General features: G+C 63.1%; 12 protein-coding genes and 1 pseudogene. 9 read left to right on the top strand and 4 right to left on the bottom strand.

All coding sequences use genetic code 11. The features are described 5' to 3' along the window. The first annotated feature begins 259 nt into the window (after window positions 1-259). Window positions 260-1,165, top strand: a complete 906-nt coding sequence (gene galU / locus SB772_RS10380; protein WP_410833167.1) for a UTP--glucose-1-phosphate uridylyltransferase GalU — start codon at window positions 260-262, stop codon at window positions 1,163-1,165. A gap of 169 nt (window positions 1,166-1,334) precedes the next feature. Here the strand turns inward: galU and SB772_RS10375 are convergent, their stop codons facing one another. Together SB772_RS10375 and SB772_RS10370 are read right to left on the bottom strand one after the other, a co-directional pair. Further along, window positions 1,335-3,506 (bottom strand): malate synthase G, encoded by a 2,172-nt coding sequence (locus tag SB772_RS10375; RefSeq protein ID WP_410833166.1) that lies wholly within the window; start codon window positions 3,504-3,506, stop codon window positions 1,335-1,337. Between the two features lie 88 nt (window positions 3,507-3,594). Beyond that, the gene (locus SB772_RS10370) at window positions 3,595-3,999 is read right to left on the bottom strand and encodes a heme-binding protein (RefSeq protein WP_410833165.1); all 405 of its coding nucleotides are present in this window, start codon (window positions 3,997-3,999) and stop codon (window positions 3,595-3,597) included. Between the two features lie 188 nt (window positions 4,000-4,187). On the opposite strand from SB772_RS10370, the gene SB772_RS10365 reads away from it, so the two are divergent. The 8 genes from SB772_RS10365 (at window position 4,188) to SB772_RS10330 (ending at window position 16,065) form a co-directional block, all read left to right on the top strand. Beyond that, a complete protein-coding gene (locus tag SB772_RS10365; RefSeq protein ID WP_410833164.1) occupies window positions 4,188-5,066 on the top strand; it encodes an MOSC domain-containing protein in 879 nt (292 codons plus the stop codon). A 576-nt stretch (window positions 5,067-5,642) separates the two neighbouring features. Beyond that, a complete protein-coding gene (gene nirB / locus SB772_RS10360) occupies window positions 5,643-8,183 on the top strand; it encodes a nitrite reductase large subunit NirB (RefSeq protein WP_410833163.1) in 2,541 nt (846 codons plus the stop codon). A gap of 33 nt (window positions 8,184-8,216) precedes the next feature. Further along, complete coding sequence (nirD, locus tag SB772_RS10355; protein ID WP_410833162.1) at window positions 8,217-8,570, top strand: nitrite reductase small subunit NirD; 354 nt, start codon at window positions 8,217-8,219, stop codon at window positions 8,568-8,570. 41 nt (window positions 8,571-8,611) lie between these two features. Continuing rightward, window positions 8,612-12,796, top strand: coding sequence for a molybdopterin-dependent oxidoreductase (locus SB772_RS10350; protein WP_410833161.1), 4,185 nt, complete (start codon window positions 8,612-8,614; stop codon window positions 12,794-12,796). A gap of 215 nt (window positions 12,797-13,011) precedes the next feature. After that, window positions 13,012-14,379 carry an MFS transporter gene (locus SB772_RS10345; protein WP_410833160.1) on the top strand — a complete coding sequence of 456 codons (1,368 nt, stop codon included), beginning with the start codon at window positions 13,012-13,014 and terminating at the stop codon, window positions 14,377-14,379. 103 nt (window positions 14,380-14,482) lie between these two features. Further along, window positions 14,483-15,157: a type IV pili methyl-accepting chemotaxis transducer N-terminal domain-containing protein gene (locus SB772_RS10340; RefSeq protein ID WP_410833159.1), complete on the top strand. Its 675-nt coding sequence runs from the start codon at window positions 14,483-14,485 to the stop codon at window positions 15,155-15,157. 85 nt (window positions 15,158-15,242) lie between these two features. Next, a complete protein-coding gene (locus SB772_RS10335; protein ID WP_410833158.1) occupies window positions 15,243-15,716 on the top strand; it encodes an SRPBCC family protein in 474 nt (157 codons plus the stop codon). Beyond that, window positions 15,700-16,065, top strand: coding sequence for an ArsR/SmtB family transcription factor (locus SB772_RS10330; RefSeq protein ID WP_410833157.1), 366 nt, complete (start codon window positions 15,700-15,702; stop codon window positions 16,063-16,065). The genes SB772_RS10335 and SB772_RS10330 overlap by 17 nt, the downstream gene beginning before the upstream one ends. Window positions 16,066-16,081: 16 nt before the next feature. Here the strand turns inward: SB772_RS10330 and SB772_RS10325 are convergent, their stop codons facing one another. Both SB772_RS10325 and SB772_RS10320 read right to left on the bottom strand, forming a co-directional pair. After that, complete coding sequence (locus SB772_RS10325) at window positions 16,082-16,672, bottom strand: universal stress protein (RefSeq protein ID WP_410833156.1); 591 nt, start codon at window positions 16,670-16,672, stop codon at window positions 16,082-16,084. Window positions 16,673-16,740: 68 nt separating this feature from the next. Beyond that, window positions 16,741-17,175: pseudogene (locus SB772_RS10320) on the bottom strand (MASE4 domain-containing protein); the annotation flags it as partial. Window positions 17,176-17,622: the final 447 nt, after the last annotated feature.

Below are 17,622 nucleotides of genomic sequence, written 5' to 3'. Positions count from 1 at the left end.
CCCGGGCCGAACTGCCGGCCGCCGGCGCGCGGATGCGTAAAATTTTCAGCATTTTCGCCGGAATTCGATTTCGATACGTAATTATTTCCTGATGTTTAACTCGATTCAGCATATCGGTAACGGAATTGATTTATTTATTCGAATCGAAAATATTTCACGCGTGAATTGGATTAATTTTTTTGTTAGTCTTTTCGGTGACAGCGAGTGGCCGACAGGCCCGCGAACACACTAATTTCTAACCGATGTGGGAATGCCAACCATGCTGAAAGTCACCAAAGCCGTGTTTCCCGTGGCGGGCCTCGGAACACGCTTCCTGCCGGCCACCAAGGCAAGCCCGAAGGAAATGCTGCCGATCGTCGACAAGCCGCTGATTCAATACGCGGTGGAAGAAGCAATTGCCGCCGGCATCACCGAGATGATCTTCGTGACAGGCCGCAGCAAGCGCGCCATTGAAGATCATTTCGACAAGTCGTATGAAATCGAAGCCGAACTCGAGGCACGCAACAAGCAGAAGCTGCTCGATCTCGTGCGCAGCATCAAGCCGGCCAACGTCGACTGTTTCTATGTGCGTCAGGCCGAAGCGCTCGGCCTCGGCCACGCGGTGCTGTGCGCCGAGAAACTGGTGGGCGACAGCCCGTTCGCCGTGATTCTTGCCGATGACTTGCTGCACAGCACGAAGCCGGTGATGAGCCAGTTGGTCGACACGTTCAACCACTATCACAGCTCGGTGATCGGCGTCGAAACCATCGCGCGCGAAGACAGCCGCTCGTACGGTGTCGTGGACGGCAAGGAATGGGAAGATAACGTGATCAAGCTGTCGGGCATCGTCGAGAAGCCGGCGCCGGACCAGGCGCCGTCGAACCTCGGCGTGGTGGGCCGCTATGTGCTGATGCCGACCATCTTCAAGCATATCCGGGCGCTGAAGCCCGGCGCGGGCGGCGAGCTTCAATTGACCGATGCGGTGCAATCGCTGCTGACGGAAGAGCAGGTGCTCGCGTATCGCTACTTCGGTACGCGCTTCGATTGCGGCAGCAAGCTCGGCTATCTGAAAGCGACGGTCGAATTCGCGCTGCGTCATCCGGAAGTGAAGGCGGAGTTCGAAGCGTATTTGCAAACGTACCTGCAGGCCAATCTGCCGGCTCAGTACACGGCTGAAGCGGCTTAACAAGCTTGAGAGGCTTGAGCGCGTCAAGCGCTCGAGCAGCAACCGATCCACGTAGCAGGGACGTGCGGCAGCAACGCGCACATTAAAAACGGGTGCCGCAAACCACGCGGCGCCCGTCTTTCTTTTCAGCCGGGCTCGAGCATCGCCCGAGCGGCGGCTAGACAGATCTTCAGCCCTTCTTCACTTCCAGCCGGAACTTGTGCAGCAACGGTTCCGTGTAGCCGCTCGGCTGCGCGCGTCCTTCGAACACCAGCGCCTGCGCGGCCTTGAACGCCAGCGAGTCGAAGTTCGGCGCCATCGGCTTGTAGTGAGGATCGTCCGCGTTCTGCCCGTCGACCACCTTCGCCATCCGCCTGAAGGTTTCTTCGACCCGTTCGCGCGTCACCACGCCGTGATGCAGCCAGTTGGCGATGTGCTGGCTGGAAATGCGCAGCGTGGCACGGTCTTCCATCAGGCCGACGTTGTGAATGTCCGGCACCTTCGAGCAGCCCACGCCCTGATCGATCCAGCGCACCACGTAGCCGAGAATGCCTTGCACGTTGTTATCGAGTTCGCTGCGGATCTCGGCGTCGCTCCACTTCGCCGTGTCGACGACGGGAATCGTCAACAGGCCGTCGAGCAGTTCGTCGCGCACGGTTGCATAGTCAGTGCGTTCCAGTTCCTGCTGAACCGCTTGCACGTCGACCTGGTGATAGTGCAGCGCGTGCAGCGTCGCGGCGCTCGGCGAGGGCACCCATGCGGTGTTCGCGCCGGCCTTCGGATGGGCGATCTTCTGTTCGAGCATCGCGTGCATCAGGTCCGGCATCGCCCACATGCCCTTACCGATCTGCGAGCGGCCACGCAGGCCCGCGCTCAAACCGGCCAGCACGTTGCTGCGCTCGTATGCGGTAATCCATGCGCTTGACTTCATGTCGCCCTTGCGTATCATCGGGCCGGCTTCCATTGCCGTGTGCATTTCGTCGCCGGTGCGATCGAGGAACCCCGTGTTGATGAACGCAACGCGCGCCGACGCTTCGGCGATACAGGCGAGCAGATTGACGCTGGTGCGGCGCTCCTCGTCCATGATGCCCATCTTGATCGTGTTGCGCGGCAGCTTCAGCAGGTCTTCGACGCGCGCGAACAGTTCGTTCGCGAACGCGACTTCAGCCGGGCCGTGCATTTTCGGCTTCACGATATGGATCGAGCCGGTGCGCGAGTTCAGCTTGTGCCGACGGTCGTGCAGCGCGCACAGCGTGGTGATCACCGCATCGAGAATGCCTTCCGGAATCTCTTTGCCGTCCTGGGTCAGCACGGCCGGATTCGTCATCAAATGACCGACGTTGCGCACGAAAAGCAGCGAGCGGCCATGCAGTTTCAGCGACGACGAACCGTCCGCCGTTTTATATTCACGATCCGCATTCAGTCGCCGCGTGAAGGTCTTGCCGTTCTTCGTGACCTCTTCGGTCAGATCGCCGTTCATCAGGCCGAGCCAGTTGCGATAGAGCTGGACCTTGTCGTCGGCATCGACGGCGGCCACCGAGTCTTCGCAGTCGATGATCGTGCTCACCGCCGCTTCGACCAGCACGTCCTTCACATGTGCCGGATCGGTCTTGCCGATCGAATCGTTCGCGTCGATCTGGATTTCGAAGTGCAGGCCGTTGTGCCTGAGCAGCACAGCGGACGGCGCGCCCGCTTCGCCCTGATAGCCGATGAACTGCGCCGGCGTTTTCAGTCCGGTCGTGCCGCTCTTCACCGCGACGACCAGTTTGCCGCCTTCGACGCTGTAACGCGTCGCATCGGCATGAGAGCCGCTCGCAAGCGGGGCAGCCTGATCGAGAAACGTGCGCGCATAAGCGATCACCGCGGCGCCGCGCACCGGGTTGAAGGTCTTCTGCCGGTCGGCGCCGTTGGTCTCGGGAATCGCGTCGGTGCCGTAGAGCGCGTCGTACAGGCTGCCCCAGCGCGCGTTCGCTGCGTTCAGCGCGTAGCGCTGGTTGGACAGCGGCACCACGAGTTGCGGGCCGGCCTGTTCGGCGATTTCGGTGTCCACGTGGTCGGTCGTGGCTTTGACGCTCGCGGGTACCGGCACGATATAGCCGATGCCTTCGAGAAAGGCGCGATACGCGCGCAGATCGCGCACCGGACCCGGATTGGCGCGATGCCAGTGATCGAGTTCTGTTTGCAGGCGGTCGCGCTCGGCCAGCAGCGCACGGTTTTTGGGCGCCAGCTCGTGCACGAGGGCGTCGAAACCCGACCAGAATGCGGCGCTGTCGATACCGGTGCCGGGCAGGGCTTCCGTTTCGACGAACTGGTCGAGGTTGGCGGCGACTTGCAGTCCACCGCGCGAGTTCATCTGAGTCATCGACTGCTCCATCTGAATGGGGCCGATGAGGGGGCATCGGCCCGCGTTGTGCTTCTGTTTAGCTTCTTCTATTGTTGCCGCGAAAAAATCAGACGGCGATGCTTTGAATACCCGCGCGGGCGATCTGCGCGTCCTGATCCGACTTGACGCCCGAAACGCCCACCGCGCCGACCACCTGGCCGTCGACGATCACCGGCACGCCGCCTTCCAGCGTGCCTTGCAACGGCGCGCTCAGGAATGCGGTGCGGCCGTTGTTGATCATGTCTTCATATACCTTGGTTTCGCGGCGGCCCATCGCCGACGTGCGGGCTTTTTCCGTCGCGATGTAGGCGCTGGCCGGGGCGCTGCCGTCCAGACGCAGCAGCCCGAGCGGATGGCCGCCGTCGTCGACCACCACGATGGCGACGGCCCACTGGTTCTTTTCGGCCTCCGCGCGGGCGGCTTCGAGGATTCGGGTCGTTTCGGCAACGGTCAACACGGGTTTGCTCAGCATAATGAATGTCCTGTCTCGGTTAGGGGATGCTTCTACAAGTGCTATCCAGTGGCGCACCGAAGTACGCGCGGCGCCGTCCGGATGCGTCTGGCGAGAATTTTACGTCCATTTTCCGCGTGACCGGCTCCCGCCGCGCAGAGCCCTTACAATCGACACCTGCAACGGCAGATACCGCGGGTCCCCACACCATGCCTGCTATCAGCGAGCTTTACGTCTATCCGATCAAATCGTGTGCCGGTATTGCGCTGAACAAAGCGCGCCTGCTCGCCACCGGCTTCGAATACGACCGAAGCTGGATGGTGACCGACCCGAGCGGCGCGATGCTCACGCAGCGTGCGTACCCGCGCATGGCGTTGATCGAGGTCGCGCTCGGCGAGCATGATCTGGTGATCAGCGCGCCGGGCATGAACGAATTGCGCACGCCGCTCGACGCGGCCGAACTCGCCGCGCCGCAACCGGTGCAGACCACGGTCTGGAACGACGCGGTCCACGGGCTCGACACCGGCGAGCCCAGCGCCGCATGGTTTTCGACCTTTCTCGGCGTGCCGGCGCGGCTGTTGCGCTTCGATCCGCGGCGCGGGCGCGTCGTCGATCCGGAATACGCCGGCGAGATCGGCGCAACCACGCATTTCGCCGACGGCTTTCCGTTGCTGGTGATCGGCCAGGCATCGCTCGACGATCTGAATGCCCGCCTGAACCGCAAGGGCGCGCCGTCGATTCCGATCGACCGGTTCCGGCCCAACGTCGTGTTGACGGGGCTCGATCCGTACGAAGAGGACTATGTGGAAAGCCTGAGTGTCGGCGGCGAAGCGCAGGCCGAGCCGTTCGTGCGACTGCAACTGGTCAAACTGTGCTCGCGCTGTCCGATGCCGACCATCGATCAGGCCAAAGGCGCGCCCGACCCCGACTGGCCGAACGAACCGACCGACACGATGAGCGTCTACCGCGCGAATGCGCAGCGCGGCGGGGCGTTGACGTTCGGCAACAATGCGATCGTCGCGCGTGGAGCGGGGGCATGGCTGCGCGTCGGGCAAGACGTCGAAGCCGAGTTGGGGTTCGGCGACTAGGTTTTGGCCGATTCGTTAGCCGATGAGTTGGCCGATGAGTTGGCCGATGAGTTGGCCGATGAGTTGGCCGATGAGTTGGCCGATTCGTTGAGCGACGAGTTTAAGTGTGTTCGCGGTTCATGCTGCGGTTCACGCGGCTTGCGCGATCGCTTTGCCCGCAGCCTGTTCGTCGGTTTAGACGATCCTCGGCGCATTGCGTCCACTTGCTACTCCACTCGCCCCTCGCACGTGCGCAGTGCTGCGTCGCACCACCCGAGTGCCTGGCTGCATCAAAACGCGTCGCGTGCCGGGCTCGCCGCACGCGTGTGCCATTCGCCGCAAACCCTCGCGGCACGGCCTTGCAGCAGGCTTTTCGCACAATTGGCACGACCTTTGCTGTAAGCCTTGCCATCGGATCAACGTGGATCCGGCGCGAGTGCCACAACACAGTGCTCGCTGCATTACAGGTTTGGACAACGGCGTCCCCCGAATTCAGTCATCGACTGGGTTCGCGGGACGCCGTTTTTTATTTCCGGAATCGCTTTCGCGCACCAGCCCGCAGCGATTCAAGCCCAGCACATTGAGGAAACCGCGGTCATGAAAATCATCGTTATCGGTCACGGGATGGTCGGCCACAAACTGGTTGAATGCCTGGCGCAAGACGCGGCACACGGTCTCGACATCACCGTGCTGAGCGAAGAATCGCGCCCCGCGTACGACCGCGTGCATCTGTCCGAATTCTTCGCGGGCAAATCGGCGGACGATCTCTCGCTGGTCGAACCGGGTTTCTTCGAACGCCAGAACGTGTTGCTCAAGCTGAACGCGAAGGCGGTCTCGATCGACCGCGATGCGCGCACCGTGACGGTGTCGACCGGCGAGACGCTGCCGTACGACAAGCTGGTGTTCGCCACCGGCTCGTATCCGTTCGTGCCGCCGGTGCAGGGCCGCGAACGCGCCGACTGCTTTGTCTACCGCACCATCGACGACCTCGAAGCGATGCAGGAATGCGGCGCGCGCTCGAAGACGGGCACGGTGGTCGGCGGTGGTCTGCTCGGCCTCGAATGCGCGAAAGCATTGCGCGACATGGGCCTGCAAACCCACGTGGTCGAATTCGCGCCGCGCCTGATGGCAGTGCAGGTCGACGACGGCGGCGGCCGCGTGCTGCGCACCAGGATCGAAGAACTCGGCGTGACCGTGCACACGCAGAAGAACACCACGGCGATCGTGGACGGCGAGAATGGCACGCACCGCATGCAGTTCGCCGACGGCAGTCATCTCGACACCGACATGATCGTGTTCTCCGCCGGCATTCGTCCACGTGATGATCTCGCGCGCGAGAGCGGCCTGGCGCTCGGCGCGCGCGGCGGCATCGTGATCGACAACGCGTGCCGCACCAGCGATCCGCACATCTACGCGATCGGCGAGTGCGCGCTGTGGAACGGTCAGCTGTTCGGCCTCGTCGCGCCGGGTTATGACATGGCGCGCGCGGTGGCGAAGCAGCTGCTCGGCGACTCGGCGGAATTTGCCGGCGCCGACATGAGCACCAAGCTCAAGCTGATGGGCGTGGACGTCGCGAGCATCGGCGATGCGCACGGCAACACGCCGGGCAGCCGCGCGTATCAATTCAGCGACGAGCGCAAGCAGGTCTACAAGAAGCTGGTGGTGTCCGAATGCGGCAAGTATCTGCTCGGCGGCGTGATGGTCGGCGACGCGAGCGAGTACGGCAGCCTGCTGCAGATGATGCTGAACCGCATCGAACTGCCGGCAGCGCCTGAATTCCTGATCCTGCCGCAAGCGGACGGTCAGGCGAAACCGGCGCTCGGCGTCGAGGCACTCCCTGCCGGCGCGCAGATCTGCTCGTGCAACAACGTCTCGAAGGGTGACCTGTGCGCGGCAGTGTGCGCGGGCGCGACCGACATCGGCGCGCTCAAATGCGCGACTCAGGCAGGCACCTCGTGCGGCGGCTGCGTGCCGCTCGTCACCCAGGTGATGAAGGCCGAGATGAAGAAGCAGGGTCTCGCCGTCAACAATCACGTGTGCGAGCACTTCCCGTATTCGCGCCAGGAGCTGTATCACATCGTGCGTGTCGAAGGCGTGCGCAGCTTCGGCGAATTGCTGGCGAAACACGGTCACGGTCTTGGCTGCGATATCTGCAAACCGGCGGTGGCGAGCATCCTCGCGTCGTGCTGGAACGAATTCGTGCTGAAGAAAGAGCACGCGTCGCTGCAGGACACCAACGATTACTACCTCGCCAACATCCAGCGCGACGGCACCTATTCGGTCGTGCCACGCATGCCGGGCGGCGAAGTCACGCCCGACGGCCTGATCGCAGTCGGCCAGGTCGCGAAGAAATACGGCCTCTACACCAAGATCACCGGCGGTCAGCGGGTCGATATGTTCGGTGCGCGCGTCGAGCAACTGCCGTTCATCTGGGAAGAACTGATCGCCGCCGGTTTCGAATCGGGCCATGCGTACGGCAAGTCGCTGCGCACCGTGAAGTCGTGCGTCGGCTCCACGTGGTGCCGCTACGGCGTCGGCGATTCGGTGGGCCTCGCGGTCGAACTCGAGAACCGCTACAAGGGCTTGCGCACGCCGCACAAGATCAAGTTCGGCGTGTCGGGCTGCACCCGCGAATGCGCGGAAGCGCAGAGCAAGGACGTCGGCATCATCGCCACCGAGAAGGGCTGGAATCTCTACGTGTGCGGCAACGGCGGCATGAAGCCGCGGCACGCCGAACTGCTCGCGTCGGACCTCGATAATGAGACGCTGGTGCGCTACATCGACCGCTTTCTGATGTTCTACGTGCGCACCGCCGACCGGCTGCAACGCACCAGCGTGTGGCGCGGCAACCTCGAAGGCGGTCTCGCGTATCTGATCGACGTGGTCGTCAACGATCGACTCGGGGTTGCGGCGGAACTCGAAGCTGAAATGCAGCACGTGGTCGACACCTACGAAGACGAGTGGAAAAAGGCGGTCACCGATCCCGAGACGCGCAAACGCTTCCGTCATTTCGTCAACAGCAATCAGGCCGACAACACCGTGAAGTTCGTCGAAGAGCGCGGCCAGATCCGGCCCGCGACGCCTGCCGAGCGGCAATCGAAGCTGGCTGAGATTCCCGTCGTTGTCGAAACCGCCTGATTCTTTTTTCGCCATTTACCGAGGACTTCCGCGATGAACTACGACCGCCTGCCGCGCACCTGGACGCCGATTTGCCCGCTCGACGACATCGTTCCCAACACGGGCGTTTGCGCGCTCGTCAACGGCGAACAGGTGGCGGTATTTCATGTGAGCGAAGGCGACACGAACAACAGCGTGTTCGCGATCGAAAACTTCGATCCGGGTTCGCAAGCCGCCGTGCTGTCTCGCGGGCTGATCGGCAGCCTTGGCGAGCGCCTGGTGGTTGCCTCGCCGATCTACAAGCATCACTTCGATCTGCGCACCGGCGAGTGCCTTGAAACGCCGGAATATGCCGTCAACGCGTTTGCCGCGCGGGTGGAAGACGGCCAGGTGTGGGTCGAGGTCTGAGCCGCTGATTATTCCCTTTTCTTCGAACGATCTCACGCGACATGGCGAGCAATAGCGTAAAAACCGTGTGCCCATACTGCGGCGTTGGCTGCGGCATGGTGCTGCACGTCGAGGACGGCCAGGTCGTCAGGATTTCCGGTGACAAGGAGCATCCGGTCAACTTCGGACGGCTGTGCACGAAGGGCCAGTCGGCACACGTCGCGTTGCGCAAGTCGGGACGTCTGGAAGACGCGTTCGTGCGCCACGCACGCGACCAGGACCCGGCGCCGCTGCCGATGGCGCAGGCGATCAGCAGCACGGCGGCGCGCTTGCGCGGCCTGCTCGACGAACACGGGCCGGATGCGCTGTCGTTCTATGTGTCCGGTCAGATGTCGATCGAGGCGCAGTATCTGGTCAACAAGCTCGCGAAGGGTTTTGTCGGCACCAACAACATCGAATCGAATTCGCGGCTGTGCATGGCGAGCGCGGGCAGCGGCTACAAGCTTTCGCTCGGTGCGGACGGCCCGCCGGGATCGTATGAAGACATCGACCACGCCGATCTGTTCTTCGTAATCGGCGCGAATATGGCGGACTGTCATCCGATTCTGTTCCTGCGGATGATGGATCGCGTGAAGGCGGGCGCCAAACTGATCGTCGTCGATCCGCGCCGCAATACGACCGCCGATAAGGCCGACCTGTTCATGCGGATCAAGCCGGGCACCGACCTCGCATTGCTCAACGGCTTGCTGCATCTGCTGCATCGGAACGGTCATACGGATGCCGAATTTATCGCCGAGGCCACCGAAGGCTGGGATGAGATGCCCGCGTTCCTCGCCGACTACACGCCGGAGAAGGTCGCCGGGATCACGGGCCTGGCCGTCGAGGACATCCACAAAGCCGCGCAATGGATCGGCGCGGCGCCCGAGTGGATGAGCTGCTGGACCATGGGTCTGAATCAAAGCACGCACGGCACATGGCATACGAACGCGATCTGCAACCTGCATCTGGCTACGGCCAAAATCTGTCGCCGCGGCAGCGGACCGTTTTCGCTGACGGGCCAGCCGAATGCGATGGGCGGCCGTGAAATGGGCTACATGGGTTCGGGCTTGCCGGGCCAGCGTTCGGTGCTCGTCGACGAAGACCGCGCGTTCATCGAAGACCTGTGGGGCATTCCGAAGGGCACACTGAAGCGCGAGACCGGCAACGGCACGATTGATATGTTCACGCGCATGGCCGCGGGCGAGATCAAGGCGTGCTGGATCATCTGCACCAATCCGGTGGCGAGTGTCGCGAACCGCCAGAACGCCATCGCCGGTTTGCGGGCGGCGGAACTGGTGATCGCTCAAGACGCATTCCTCGACACCGAGACCAACCATTACGCCGACGTGCTGCTGCCCGGCGCGCTGTGGGCCGAAGCCGAAGGCGTGATGATCAACTCGGAGCGCAATCTGACGCTGATGCAAAAGGGCATCGAGCCGCCGGGCGCCGCGTTGCCGGATTGGCAGATCATCGCGCGCATTGCCTGCGAAATGGGTTTTGCTGATGCGTTCAGCTACACGAGCGCCGAAGAGGTGTTCGCGGAAATCACCCGCGCGTCGAATCCGAAAACCGGCTACGACCTGCGCGGTGCGAGCCATCGCCGTCTGAAGGAAACGCCGCTGCAATGGCCGCTTGCGTCGGCAGACTCGAGCGAGCGCAACCCGGTTCGCTATCTCAACGACGGCGTCAGCCAAACGCTGAAGGAACGGCCCGACGGTAGCCGTCCGCGGCTCGTGTTTCCGACCGCCAGCGGCAAGGCGGTGTTTTTTGCACGCGCTTATGCGGCCCCCGCCGAATTGCCCGATCGGGAATTTCCGATCGTTTTGAACACCGGCCGCTTGCAGCATCAATGGCACACGATGACCAAGACCGGCAAGGTCGCGATGCTCAACAAGCTGAACCCGGGGCCGTTCGTCGAGATTCATCCCGAAGACGCCGCCACGCTCGGCATCAAGCCGAAGGACCCGGTCGAGATTCGCTCGCGCCGTGGCCGTGCGGTGTTGCCAGCGGTCGTCACCGAGCGGGTGAGCGCCGGCAACTGCTTTGCGCCGATGCACTGGAACGACGTATTCGGCGACGACCTGTGCATCAACGCCGTGACGAGCGATGCAATCGATCCGGTCTCGCAGCAACCCGAACTCAAGTTCTGCGCGGTCGCGCTGAGTCCGGTGGCGCTCGACACGATCGCGCCGACGACATTCGACACCCACGACGAGACGCTCGCCGATGCTTCTCGCGCATCGGCAAACGCAACGCCTGCGAGCGCCGAGGAGCCGGACATGCCCCGTATCAATGCACTCACCCGTTTGCTGCAGCTTCCGCAGTTGCCCGCGCCGTCGTTCAACGCGGCCGAACATGCCTATCTCGCCGGTTTTGTCGGCGGGCTGCGCTCGGCTGAAGCACAGGGCATCGACAGCGTGCCGGTGCTGCCGCCCAGCGCACCGTTCGATGCCGCGACGCGCCTCTATGTGGACGGTTTGCTCGGCGGGCTGTATAGCCGCAGCGGACCGAACGCGGCGTCGCGCGGCGCGCCGGCGCCGCAGACGGACGACGCGCATTCGTCCGCGGTGCGCATCGTGCGTGTGCGGCCCAAGGTGACCTTGTTGTGGGCCTCGCAAACCGGCAATACCGAATCGCTCACCGAACGTTACGCCACGCGCCTGATGGAATCGGGCTTCGAGATTCGCACATCGTGCATGGAGGACTACCCGGCATCGGCGCTCGCCAAAGCGCAATACGTGCTGCTGATGACGAGCACTTACGGCGACGGCGATCCGCCGGATAACGCGCAAAGCTTCTGGACGCAACTGGCGAGCGATGCCGCGCCTCGTCTCGACGGCGTGCACTACGCCGTGCTGGCGCTTGGCGACCGCAACTACGACCAGTTTTGCGGCCATGGCCGCCGCCTGGATGAACGCCTGACGGCTCGAGGCGCGCTGCGTCTTCTCGATCGCACCGACTGCGACAGCGAGTACCAGGAGATCGCCGACGCGTGGCTCGAACGCATCATCGTGCGCATCAAGGAAGAGGATGCCGCGCTGTATGCGGTGCCGCGAGACGGCATGATCAATGCCGTGGTGCCGGGCGTCGTGCCGACTAAAACGCGTCCGGCCGCGTCGCGGCTGGTGAAGAACCTGAAATTGAACAAGCAGGGCGCCGTGAAGGATACGCGCTACTTCTCGCTGAACACCGGCGACTCCGGCCTTGAATACGAAGTCGGCGATGCGTTGGGCGTATGGCCGAGCAATTGCCCCGAATTGGTCGATGAATTGATCGGCCTGAGCGGTCTGAGCGCCGACGCCGCCGTGAACGTGTCCGGTGCGGGTGAAATGCGCCTCGCCGATGCACTCGGCAAGCACTACGAAATTGCCCGTCCGAACCCTGACTCGCTTGCGTTCATCGCCTCGCGCAGCCGCAACGGCGCGTTGCGCGATCTGCTGGCGCCTGAGCGCAAAGCGGACCTCAAGCAATGGCTGTGGGGACAACAGCTCGCCGACGTGCTGCATGAATTTCCGGTGGACCTGACGGCGTCGGAATTGACCGGCATGCTCAAGCGTTTGCAGCCGCGCCTGTATTCGATCGCATCGAGCCCGAAGGCGCATCCGGGCGAAGTTCATCTGACCGTTGCCGCGGTTCGCTATAGCAATGGCCGCCGCAATCGCAAGGGCGTTTCGTCGACGTTTCTCGCCGACCGCGCGGGCGACGTGAACGTGCCGGTGTTCGTGCAGCAGTCCGCACACTTTCGTCCTCCGCGCGGGTCGGACACGCCGACGATCATGGTCGGCCCCGGCACCGGCGTTGCACCGTTTCGCGGCTTTCTGCACGAGCGGCGTGCACGCGGCGATAGGGGACCCAATTGGTTGTTCTTCGGCGAGCAACATGCCGCGACCGATTTCTACTATCGCGACGAACTCGAAGCGCTGCGCGACAGCGGCGTGCTGACCCGGCTCGATGTCGCGTTCTCACGCGATCAGGCGGAAAAGATCTACGTGCAGGACCGCATGCGCGAGCAGGGCGCGCAACTCTGGTCATGGCTCGAAGACGGCGCGCATTTCTATGTGTGCGGCGATGCAAGCCGGATGGCGAGAGATGTCGATGCGACGCTCAAGGAAGTGGTCGCCCGGCACGGCGGCATGAGCGAGGAAAAAGCGCTCGAGTATGTGAGCCGCCTCGCGCAGGAAAAGCGCTACGTACGTGATGTTTACTGATGTATATCAACGCTTCGGCGCGCCGGAACAAGCACGGTTTCAGGTTTCAGGTTTCAGGTTTCAAAAAAGCAGGCAGGAAAGTATCGGCAGACGGTTTCGGATGGCATGAACGTTGCATGACCAGACCGGTGTTCAACATCGCGACCATTCCGGTGCGCAGTGCGTCAGTGCAGCGTGCCAGGTCAGCGAACAATCAGCATATGTGAGGATGTCTAATGAAGAACTTGTTGAGCTCCTTGAAAAGCGGGGACTGGCGCGCGCTAGTGGCGTGTTTCCTCTATTTCGACACCGGCTTCACCGTCTGGGTGCTGTACGGGCCGCTCGCGCCGTTCATCAGCAAGAGCATTACGATGACGCCCGCGCAGCAGGGCTTGCTGGTCGCGGTGCCGGTGCTGTCGGCGGCAATTCTGCGCGTGACGCTCGGTAACCTGTATCAATCGGCGCATGGCAAGCGCATCGCACTGATGGGCGTGCTGTTGTCGGCGGTGCCGACGATCGTGCTGCCGCTGTTGCCGTCGGTGCCGTCGTACACGCTGCTGCTGGTGCTCGGGGTGTTTCTCGGCGTGGGCGGTGCGAGCTTCGCGGTGGCGCTGCCGATGGCCGGCAGCAACTATCCGCCGAAGGTGCAGGGCCTGGTGCTGGGCCTGGCCGCTGCCGGCAACATCGGCGCGGTGCTGGACGGTTTCCTGTTCCCGCAGCTGGCAACCCATTTCGGCTGGCAGGTGGCGGCCGGCGGCGCACTGCCGTTGCTCGCGATCTCCGCCATCACGCTGTACTTCTGGGCCAACGACTCCGGCGTGAAATCGGGCAGCGTGCTGCGCGCATTCGGCAGCTTCGCGGTGACGCTTGCCGGTTTGATCGTGTTGGTGCTGCTGGTCGAAGCGGGCGTGTTCGGCGCGGGCAAGACCGGTGTGCTGCTGTTGCCGGTGATCGGCGCGCTGCTGGCGATCGCGGTGCTGCCGCACCGTTATCGCACGGTGCTGGCCGAGCGCGATACGTGGGTCATCATGCTGGTGTACAGCATCACCTTTGGCGGTTTTGTCGGCATGTCGTCGTACGTGACGCTGCTGTTGACCAACCTGTATCAGCTGTCGAAGATCGACGCAGGTCTGTTCATGGCGCTGCTTGCCGCGACCGGCGCGATGGTGCGGCCGCTCGGCGGGCTGATTGCGGACAAGGTGTCCGGCGTGCGCGCGCTGACGTTTTTGCTTGCCGTTATTTCGCTCGCCGACTTCGTGTTCGCCGCCGCGATGCCGTCGCTGACCGGCGGGATTGCGCTGCTGCTGTTACTGTACGTGGCGTTCGGTCTCGGCAACGGCGCGACGTTCCAGCTCGTGCCGCATCGTTGGGCGGGGCGCACCGGGCTGATGTCGGGCATCGTGGGCGCCGCGGGCGGCATCGGCGGCTTCTATCTGCCGGTCGTGATGGGTATCGCGAAGGAAAGCACGGGCAGCTATCAGATGGGCTTTGCGACCTTCGGCGCGCTGGCCGCTTGTGCGTTCCTCTCGATCGTCGCGTTGCGGCGTCCGTGGATGGCGTGGTCGATGCAGACCAGCGCGATTCACGCGCACGCAACGGAGTAAGGTGACCTTGAACATCCGTGCCGTGCGGCTGCCTTCACGGGTCAGGTCGCACAGCGCGGATGCCGGGCTCGGGGCCGGGGCTAATCGAATCACAAGAACAAATATGAGTACCACGACTGAACGGGTTCAAACGCCGTCGTCCGAAGCGGACGTTTCCAGCGAAGTATTGAGCTCGTTGATCAATATGGCTGGGCGTCAGCGCATGCTTTCCCAGCGCATCGTGTTGAAGGCGATGCTGGCGTCCCAGCAGTTCGACGGCGCGCTCGCCATTGCACGCGATACATTGCGCACGTTCGCGGACAACCACGCGGCGCTCATGCAAGGCCGCGATGGATTTCCCGGTCTGTTCTCGCCGGCGCTCCGCGAGGCATTTCACGGCAGCGACAATGTCGCGAAGAGGATCGCAGACTTTATTGCGCTGGCGTCGATGGCGATCGAGGCGATCGAGCGTTCTTCACCGCGTGCGGATGAGGCGTTGAGGGCGTTGATCGAAGCGGTCGATCCGTTGCTGACGCATCTGCATGGCGTGACCGCCGTCTATGAGCAGGAAAGCCGGCGGATTGCGCGAGCGCAGAAAAAAGGCCAGCAGGATCTGATCGACCGGATCAAGGCGATTGCGAAAGAAGCGCATATCGTGTCGTTCAACGGCCAGATCGTGGCGAGCCGCGCGAATGTGACCGGCCGCGAGTTCGCGGTGGTGGCCGGTGTGATGACCTCCATCACGCGTGAACTGGAAGCTGCGGTGAGCGCGTTTGTGAAGAAGACCTCGGCGGGGTGAGGCTGCAGTGCGGCATTGAAAAATACGCAGTCGAATACTTGCATGTTGCCGCTAGCTTGCATAATATGCAGCCAGGAGGCTGCATATGAACTCATCATCGGACACATCGACGGATCGCATCGAGAAACAGATTCTGCTGAAGGCGCCGCGCTCGCGGGTCTGGCGCGCGTTGTCTAACGCCGAGGAATTCGGCAACTGGTTCGGCGTGGATTTCACAGGGAAGCGTTTTGTCGCCGGCCAGTCCGTGCAGGGCCGCATCACCTATCCGGGCTACGAACATGTCGTCATGGACGTGGTGATCGAGCGCATCGAGCCCGAGCATCATCTGTCGTGGCGCTGGCATCCGCACGCGGTCGATATGTCGGTCGACTATTCGCCGGAGCCCATGACGCTGGTCGTATTCGAACTGACGGATCTCGACTCGGGCACCTTGCTGAAGGTGGTCGAATCGGGCTTCGATCAGATTCCCGTAGCGCGCCGTCAGGAGGCGTTCCGGATGAATAGTGGCGGGTGGGAACAGCAGTTGCTTAACATCGAAAAGCATGTCGACAAGGGCTAAGCCGGCGCTCAGCCACGCCCGTTTGAAGACGGCGGTGTCGCGCAGCGCCGCGCAGATTTTCGCGGCGCTCGGCGACGAGACGCGGCTGCGTCTGATCGCCGTATTGTGCGCGGGCAGTGCGATGTCGATCGCGCAACTGACCGCTGGAACGGCGATCACGCGGCAATCCGTGACCCAGCATTTGCAGGTGCTGGCCAATGCGGGCCTGGTGCGCGACGTCAAGGTCGGCCGTGAGCGCTTGTGGGCGTTCGAACCGGCGCACCTCGAAGAAGCGCGGCGTGCGCTCGAGGCGATCTCGCAGCAGTGGGATCATGCGTTGCTGAGACTGAAAGCGGCGGTGGAGGAGTGAGGGCGGGTTGACGGAGTTAAGTCAGTGCGCGTTGAGGGTCAGCCGAGGCGCGCACCGGACTGATAGCCAGCGACACGCGGGCGATGATGAACGGCTGGGGTGGAGGAGGTTTTGGGGCGGTTGATGACGTGCCGGATTCGACTCCCTGGCCCACACCGGTTTGCGTCGACGGACGGACGACGAGGACCGGGATCTGGCTGTGCGTCAGCACCTTCTGGGTCTCACTGCCGAGCAGCAAGGCGCGCATCCCGCCCCTGCCGTGGGATGCCATAACGATGAGATCGCAGTTTCGTTGCGCTGCAACGCTGACAATCGCTTCGTACGGCTGATCGTGGTTCCTGGCAACCGTATCGCACTCGACACCGGCCCGCGTGGCCGCTTTCGTGACCGCCGCGAGATAGGCATCCGCATGCTGTCGGGTGACCTGAATGAATTGCTCTTCGGTGTCCGCGAGCATTTCGGGCCCATACGCGAGAACATGGAATTCCGGGATGACATGGAGCCCGGTGACCGTGGCTCCGCTTTCGCTGGCGAGCGTCACCGCCATCTGGATGGCGGCGTCGGAGAGTGCCGAACCGTCGGTCGGCACCAGCAGATGCTTGAACATACGTTTCTCCCCGCGGACAGGCCGGTTCGCCTTGACGTCCTTTCGGAGCCTGCCGCTCAATCCAGGTGCGCCTGAGCAAGGCGATTTTTTTCAGTATAGGTCGATACGGCCAGGATCACGAAAAGCGGAAACCCGCCGTGCCAGAACACCCACATCCACGCAGCGCTATGCGGACCGGCTCCAAAGAGGCCGGTGGGTGTAAAAACGCCCGGGAACGTCAGTAGTTGCAAGGCCACGGCAAGTGATGTGAACGCATACGCGCCACCAAGCGCGCCGAGCATCGGCTGTCGTGACACGGTGAACTGGGCGCCAAGCAGAAAGGCGGCAATGCCCGCCGTGGTGAACACCGTGAGCGCGCACATCGGCATGAAGGGCGCGACGGCGGGTAGCGTCAGGCGCGCGCGTGGGGCTGTGATCACCAGGGTCAGCAGAATCAGCAGCGCGCAGGCACCGGCAAACACGACCTGTTTGCGCGTTGCGCGTTGTATCAGCAATCCTTCCATGTAACCCATCCAGTTTTTCGCTATTCCCCGGAGCGGGGTTGTCGCGGTTACTCGCGTACTGGGCATACCGCCGGTCGAGTCGGCCGCTGGCAGACAAATGCGAGCGGTTATGGTGGCCGCCTGCGGTGCTTTCCGGATGGAGCATAACCCGGTGCAGCGGCTGGCATGATCCGATGCGGCAACACATCCGCACGGGGCCGCCCACATGCGGCACGGCCGGCCGTGGCATTCGGAGTACTCGTCCGCATTCGCCAGTCCGCCCTCGTCATGCTGGCGACGGGCATGTTGCCGATTCGCCGCGAAAACTGGAACGCCGACCAGCCAGCCTCGACTATTTTCATATAAATCGAACACCACTGGCCTGAGTGATTTCCCCCGCTTGATAGCGGCATCGCCGCACGCGGCATCCGCGGCAAGCGTTCTGGCCGACCTGCAGCGGCTCGCCGC

Source organism: Paraburkholderia sp. SIMBA_030 (assembly GCF_046535245.1).
In the GTDB taxonomy this organism is placed as follows: domain Bacteria; phylum Pseudomonadota; class Gammaproteobacteria; order Burkholderiales; family Burkholderiaceae; genus Paraburkholderia.
The sequence above is the reverse complement of the archived record's forward strand: the minus strand, read 5'-3'. Positions and strand labels throughout refer to the sequence as shown.

Excerpts from the sequence above, each read along its gene's own strand:
- galU (WP_410833167.1), top strand. The coding sequence starts at position 260 with ATGCTGAAAGTCACCAAAGCCGTGTTTCCCGTGGCGGGCCTCGGAACA.
- SB772_RS10375 (WP_410833166.1), bottom strand. The coding sequence starts at position 3,506 with ATGACTCAGATGAACTCGCGCGGTGGACTGCAAGTCGCCGCCAACCTC.
- SB772_RS10370 (WP_410833165.1), bottom strand. The coding sequence starts at position 3,999 with ATGCTGAGCAAACCCGTGTTGACCGTTGCCGAAACGACCCGAATCCTC.
- SB772_RS10365 (WP_410833164.1), top strand. The coding sequence starts at position 4,188 with ATGCCTGCTATCAGCGAGCTTTACGTCTATCCGATCAAATCGTGTGCC.
- nirB (WP_410833163.1), top strand. The coding sequence starts at position 5,643 with ATGAAAATCATCGTTATCGGTCACGGGATGGTCGGCCACAAACTGGTT.
- nirD (WP_410833162.1), top strand. The coding sequence starts at position 8,217 with ATGAACTACGACCGCCTGCCGCGCACCTGGACGCCGATTTGCCCGCTC.
- SB772_RS10350 (WP_410833161.1), top strand. The coding sequence starts at position 8,612 with ATGGCGAGCAATAGCGTAAAAACCGTGTGCCCATACTGCGGCGTTGGC.
- SB772_RS10345 (WP_410833160.1), top strand. The coding sequence starts at position 13,012 with ATGAAGAACTTGTTGAGCTCCTTGAAAAGCGGGGACTGGCGCGCGCTA.
- SB772_RS10340 (WP_410833159.1), top strand. The coding sequence starts at position 14,483 with ATGAGTACCACGACTGAACGGGTTCAAACGCCGTCGTCCGAAGCGGAC.
- SB772_RS10335 (WP_410833158.1), top strand. The coding sequence starts at position 15,243 with ATGAACTCATCATCGGACACATCGACGGATCGCATCGAGAAACAGATT.
- SB772_RS10330 (WP_410833157.1), top strand. The coding sequence starts at position 15,700 with ATGTCGACAAGGGCTAAGCCGGCGCTCAGCCACGCCCGTTTGAAGACG.
- SB772_RS10325 (WP_410833156.1), bottom strand. The coding sequence starts at position 16,672 with ATGTTCAAGCATCTGCTGGTGCCGACCGACGGTTCGGCACTCTCCGAC.